At 46.9% G+C, this 6,055-nt stretch carries 5 protein-coding genes and 1 riboswitch; of the genes, 2 read left to right on the forward strand and 3 right to left on the reverse strand.

Annotated elements, in window-relative coordinates; genetic code table 11:
* Nucleotides 1-1,437: phosphomethylpyrimidine synthase ThiC (gene thiC, locus GY683_RS04425; protein ID WP_297287595.1), on the reverse strand; the 1,437-nt coding region annotated here is incomplete at its 3' end.
* A 102-nt stretch (nt 1,438-1,539) separates the two neighbouring features.
* Nucleotides 1,540-1,649: riboswitch (TPP riboswitch) on the reverse strand.
* A 155-nt stretch (nt 1,650-1,804) separates the two neighbouring features.
* Here thiC and GY683_RS04430 point away from each other — a divergent pair.
* Together GY683_RS04430 and GY683_RS04435 are read left to right on the forward strand one after the other, a co-directional pair.
* The gene (locus tag GY683_RS04430; protein WP_297287596.1) at nt 1,805-3,055 is read left to right on the forward strand and encodes a D-amino acid dehydrogenase; all 1,251 of its coding nucleotides are present in this window, start codon (nt 1,805-1,807) and stop codon (nt 3,053-3,055) included.
* Nucleotides 3,056-3,082: 27 nt separating this feature from the next.
* On the forward strand, nt 3,083-3,433 hold the full coding sequence (locus GY683_RS04435; RefSeq protein ID WP_297287597.1) for a RidA family protein: 351 nt from the start codon (nt 3,083-3,085) through the stop codon (nt 3,431-3,433).
* A 98-nt stretch (nt 3,434-3,531) separates the two neighbouring features.
* Here GY683_RS04435 and GY683_RS04440 read toward each other — a convergent pair whose 3' ends face one another.
* Nucleotides 3,532-4,809, reverse strand: a complete 1,278-nt coding sequence (locus GY683_RS04440) for a valine--pyruvate transaminase (RefSeq protein WP_297287598.1) — start codon at nt 4,807-4,809, stop codon at nt 3,532-3,534.
* 163 nt (nt 4,810-4,972) lie between these two features.
* Nucleotides 4,973-6,055, reverse strand: a 1,083-nt coding sequence (gene guaA / locus GY683_RS04445; protein WP_297287599.1) for a glutamine-hydrolyzing GMP synthase, incomplete at its 5' end; no start/stop codon positions are given.

Consider the following 6,055-nt stretch of genomic DNA (forward strand, 5'->3'; position numbering starts at 1 on the left):
CGCAGTTGTGATGTGGTCATAGCCAGGGGCGATGTCAGTCGTCAAGGGCCCTAGCGTATAAAATGGGGCTTCATGGCAATGTTCTAACTGCATATCCATATTTTCTTTAATCATATGCATTGGAACGTGTCCTGGTCCTTCTATCATCACTTGTACATCATGTTCCCATGCACGTTTGGTCAGCTCGCCCAGCGTTTTTAATTCGCTAAATTGAGCTTCATCATTGGCATCTTGAATGCACCCTGGGCGAAGTCCATCGCCCAAACTAAACGCCACGTCATAGGCTTTGGCAATTTCACAAATCTCATCAAAATGCTCATAAATAAAATTCTCCTTGTGATGAGCCAAGCACCACTGTGCCATGATTGACCCACCCCGAGATACAATGCCCGTCAAGCGATTGGCGGTAAGTGGCACATAACGCAGTAGCACCCCTGCATGAATGGTAAAATAATCCACGCCCTGCTCTGCCTGCTCAATGAGCGTATCCTTAAAAATCTCCCACGTCAAATCTTCCGCCACGCCACTTACCTTTTCCAACGCCTGATAAATCGGCACCGTCCCAATCGGCACAGGGCTATTGCGGATAATCCATTCTCGTGTTTCGTGGATATTTTTACCTGTGGACAAATCCATAATCGTGTCCGCACCCCAGCGTGTCGCCCACGTCATCTTCGCGACTTCTTCATCAATGGACGAGCCTAGGGCGGAGTTGCCAATGTTGGCGTTAATTTTTACCAAAAAATTTCGCCCAATAATCATCGGCTCGCTCTCTGGGTGATTGATATTACACGGAATAATCGCTCGCCCTTCTGCTACTTCTTGACGCACAAATTCAGGGGTAATCTCACGCACGCTCGCCCCAAAATTTTCCCCCTGATGTTGGCGTAAATCCACGCCCGCACGCTGTTTGCCATTTTCACGAATGGCGATGTACTCCATCTCAGGCGTGATAATGCCTTGTCTGGCATAGTGCATTTGGGTTACGTTTTTGCCACGTTTGGCTCGTCTGGGTTTGGCAATGTGAGCAAAACGAATGTCCGCCGTGCGAATGTCGTTTAGCCGTGCCTTACCAAAATCCGATGTCAAACCGTCCAAAACGTCCGTGTCATCACGCTCGGCAATCCACGTCTCACGCAGTTTGGGCAAGCCTTGATTTAGGTCAATGTGAACGCTTGGGTCAGTATACACGCCTGATGTGTCATACACCAAAATCGGCTCATTTTTTTCAAAACTGTCCTGTTTGCCATTTTGGGTAAGACCTAGGGGCGTGTCGGTCAGCGTAATCTCACGAAACGGCACACGAATGTCCGCTCGTGAACCTTGTACATAGACCTTTTTGGAGGCAGGCAGGATACGAGTTAAATCTTTGGCATCTTGCTCGTGTTGATTAATCAATTCAGTTGGGGTTGGGGATTGATTTGCGATTTGGCTCATCATAATATCCTTTTTTAAATGGCTAATAAACAAATCAAGCCATCAAAAATCTTATGATGAAAAAGAATTATTGATATAAATCAATAATATACAGAACTTTTAAGATTTTGAAAACTTGATTTCCTACGGCGGTACGAACCGCATCAGGTTCAACGGATTTTGTGGCATAACCACAATCTCGGCAACTTTGGGTTGCACTCCGTCAAGTTAGTAATATTATAACACAGCTTTTATCCAAACAAAGCAAAACATCTTTTTAAGATTAACATAAAATATTTTCATAATTCGTGAATGTCGCTTGTTATTCATTCAAGCGATTGATATCATAAGCGATTGTTTATATCATTACCTTCAAGGATAATCAGTTATGAAAGCAATCGTACTTGGCGGCGGCGTCATTGGCGTAACGTCAGCGTATTATCTTGCTAAATTGGGCGTGGATGTCACTGTCATCGAACGCCAAAACAATGTCGCCGAAGAGACCAGCTTTGGTAACGCAGGTCAAATCTCTCCTGGTTATTCAACCCCTTGGGCAGCCCCTGGCATCCCCCTAAAAGCCGCCAAATGGCTACTTCAAAAACACGCACCCTTCGCCATCAGTCCCGATGGATCTCTGTGGCAGGCGCAGTGGGCAGCCAAGATGTTCGCCAACTGCAACGCCGATCGCTACGCTCTTAACAAAGAACGCATGATGCGCGTCGCTGAATACAGCCGTGATTGCTTACAAGCCTTACGCCAGGAGACGGGCATTCAATACGAACACCGCACCAAAGGCACGCTACAATTATTCCGAAAACAAGCTCAGCTGGATGTGGTGGGTCGTGACATCGAGGTCCTAAAAGAATGCGGCGTGGCTTACGAACTGCTTAGCCGTGACGAACTCGCCAGAGTCGAACCTGCCCTAGCTCACGCCAAGGACAAACTTGTTGGCGGACTAAGACTGCCCAATGATGAAACGGGCGATTGTAATTTATTCACCAAAAGACTCGCCGCACTCGCCAAAGAACTGGGTGTGAAGTTTTTATTTAATAAAACCGTACAACAAATTCAGCATGATGGTAATGCCATCACAGGCGTTCTGGCTGATGGCGAGCTGCTCACGGCTGATCATTATGTGCTGGCCTTTGGCAGCTACTCGCGTGACATTGCAAAGTCTTTGGGGCTTAATTTAGCTGTTTATCCTGTCAAGGGCTATTCTCTGACCGTGCCCATCATTGACCCTGATAATGCGCCTGTCTCAACCGTGCTAGATGAGACATTTAAGATTGCCATTACGCGCTTCGATAATCGTATACGTGTGGGCGGCATGGCAGAATTAAGCGGTTTTAATCTAAAGTTAAATCCTGCTCGCCGAGCCACGCTTGAGATGGTTACACGTGATTTGTTTACAGGTGGCGACCTACCGAATGCGACTTTTTGGACGGGTCTTCGCCCCATGACGCCAGACGGCACACCGATCATTGGAGAGACCAAATTTAACAACCTATTCATCAATACAGGGCACGGCACACTTGGCTGGACCATGGCGTGCGGTTCTGGGAAGTTGATAGCAGACATCATCACCAAGCGCGCACCAGACATTAGCCTTGACGGGTTGTCGTTGGCAAGGTATCATTAATCACCCAATCATCCCTAAGGAATCATCATGGCTAACATCACCAAACTAGACAGTAACGACACCCTAAGCGAGATCGCCATCCATAATGGCGTGGTATATTTGGCAGGTCAAGTACCCAATGACGACAGCCTAGACATCAAAGGTCAGTCTAGAGAAGTATTCGCTAACATCGATGCCGCGCTGGCTAAGGCAGGCTCTAACAAATCAAAAATCCTATCTGCACAGGTTTTTATCACTGATTTGGCGAATTTTGATGCATTTAACAGCGAATGGAATCAATGGGTCAAAGGCATCACACCACCTGCGCGTGCCACCGTAGAAGCCAAATTGGTTAATCCAAATTGGTTGATTGAAATCATGGTTGTTGCTGCGATTTAAGCTTTATCACACCAAAATCCCCAATGCACTGGCACTGGGGATTTTTTATAAGTAATGCTAAATCGGTAGGTTGTCCGGCAAAGTTATTCTGAGTCGATTTAACCTTGATACAATTCACGCACGACGCGCCCGATGGTGGCGATGCCTTTTTGGAGTGTCTCATCATTTTGAGCGATAGACAGCCTGATGCATTGATGCGCGTGCGGATAGTTGTCAGTATCAACGCCCACGAAGAAATGTTCACTCGGGATGATTAGCGTGCCTTGATCTTTTAGGGTTTGATAAAGCTCGGTTGTACTGATGGGCAGATCATCGAACCACACCCACAAGAATATCGCGCCTTCTGGTTTATGGATCTTCACTGGCAGATCAGCAAATTGTTCTTTTAGAAGTCTTACCGCCAGTGCTGATTGTTTTTTATAGAAAGGTTGGATGTGGTTATCTGCCAGATCAATGATGCGATCATCAGCAAATAACGGCGTGGCAATCGTCGCCCCGAACCGTACTGGCGACAGATTGACAATAGCATTCATCGCACTCACCGCACGGATTACTTGCGGGCTGGCAACGATGATACCCGTTCTGGCACCAGGCAAGCCAATCTTCGACAAACTAAAGCATAAAATCGTCTGCTCATCCCAGCTTAGCGTGGTGTCCGTATGAATGATGTTAGGAAATGGCATGCCATAGGCGTTGTCGATGATGAGCGGGATGTCATATTTTTTGGCAAGCTTATCTAGGCGCGCCATCTCATCGTCGGTGAGCACGTTGCCTGTTGGGTTGGTTGGACGCGAGCAGCAAATCGCACCGATCTTACCCTCTGCCAAATCAGGCAAGCTCTCCAATGCATCAAAATCCACACGGTATTTAAAAAATCCATCTTCGCCTTCGTGCGTCATCTCTTCAATGATGGGCGGCACCGCCATGAAGTGTGTGCCTTCAACATGAGCATCAGCATACCCGACATACTCAGGGGCAAGCGGCAACAAAATGGATTTTTCACTGTCACCAAATTTGCCCGAGAATAGATTAAATAAATAAAAAAATCCATTCTGAGAGCCGTTGGTCAAAACAATATTCTCTGCGGTCAGATTCCAATGATAATGACGATTAAAAAACTCTGCCAAAGTATCAATGAACTTAGCATCGCCTTGAGGTGTTGAGTAGTTGGCCACACTATCAAGCGCATTATTATCTTCCACAACCTGCTTCAAAGTCGCTTGGAATACATCGTTCACCTCAGGAATCACTGCAGGGTTACCGCCGCCAAGCATGTTAATCGGTTGATCACTTGCCAACGCCCTGCCAAGGTCATCCATGAGCTGTAGAATGCCGCTATTCTTAGTAAATTTTTCACCAAAATTTGAAAATTTCATACCACACCTATCTTGTTTCACGTGAAACATGTCAGTTGTTTTGATCACTTATTAAAATAGAATCGCAATCTGATTCATCTCTGATCATTATAGCAAATTTGTCCATATTGGGCGAATTTACAACAAAAAAACCAAGCACTAAGGCTTGGTTTGTGTCGTGGAATTATTCCCATTCGATCGTCGCAGGTGGCTTACTCGATACGTCATAGACCACACGAGATACGTCACGGATCTCATTCATGATGCGAGTTGAGATTTTGTCCACTAGATCGTATGGCAGATGAGCAAAACGCGCAGTCATAAAGTCCACTGTCTCAACCGCACGCAAGGCAATCACCCACGCATAACGGCGACCATCACCCACCACGCCAACTGATTTTACAGGTTGGAACACCGCAAAGGCCTGGGCAGTCTTATCATACCAGCCAGATGCACGCAGCTCCTGCATGAAGATATCATCTGCCACACGCAAGATATCGGCATATTCTTTTTTGACTTCACCCAAGATACGCACGCCTAGACCTGGGCCTGGGAATGGGTGGCGATAAATCATGTGATGCGGAATGCCAAGCGCCACGCCAAGTTTACGTACTTCATCTTTAAACAAATCACGCAGCGGCTCAACCAATTCAAACGCCAAATCTTCAGGCAAGCCACCCACATTGTGATGTGACTTAATGACGTGTGCCTTGCCTTGCTTGCTCGCTGCTGACTCGATGACATCAGGATAGATGGTACCTTGGGCTAAGAATTTTACACCGTCTAATTTACGAGCTTCTTCAGAGAACACTTCGATGAATTCGCGTCCGATGATCTTACGCTTAGCCTCTGGGTCGGCAACGCCTGCCAATGCACCCAAAAAACGATCCTCGCTGTCGGCGCGAATCACACGAATGCCCATATTCTCAGCGAACATTTGCATTACTTGATCGCCTTCGTTCAGGCGAAGCAGGCCATTATCCACGAATACACAGGTCAACTGATCGCCAATCGCCTTGTGTAGTAGTGCTGCTACCACCGAGCTGTCAACACCGCCAGACAGACCTAGTAGCACTTTTTCATCGCCGATCTGTTCTTTTAGTTGGGCGATGCGCATCTCAATGATGTTCTCAGAGTTCCATGCGTTACCACAGCCACAGATGCCATGTACGAAGTTAGAGATAAGCTCAACGCCTTTTTCTGTGTGGGTGACTTCTGGGTGAAATTGCACACCATAGAATCCACGCGCTTCATCACTGGCAGAAGC

The sequence above is a fragment of the Moraxella sp. genome (assembly GCF_024227015.1).
Lineage (GTDB): Bacteria > Pseudomonadota > Gammaproteobacteria > Pseudomonadales > Moraxellaceae > Moraxella.

Coding starts and splice junctions, on each gene's coding strand:
- GY683_RS04430 (WP_297287596.1), top strand. CDS start 1,805: ATGAAAGCAATCGTACTTGGCGGCGGCGTCATTGGCGTAACGTCAGCG.
- GY683_RS04435 (WP_297287597.1), top strand. CDS start 3,083: ATGGCTAACATCACCAAACTAGACAGTAACGACACCCTAAGCGAGATC.
- GY683_RS04440 (WP_297287598.1), bottom strand. CDS start 4,809: ATGAAATTTTCAAATTTTGGTGAAAAATTTACTAAGAATAGCGGCATT.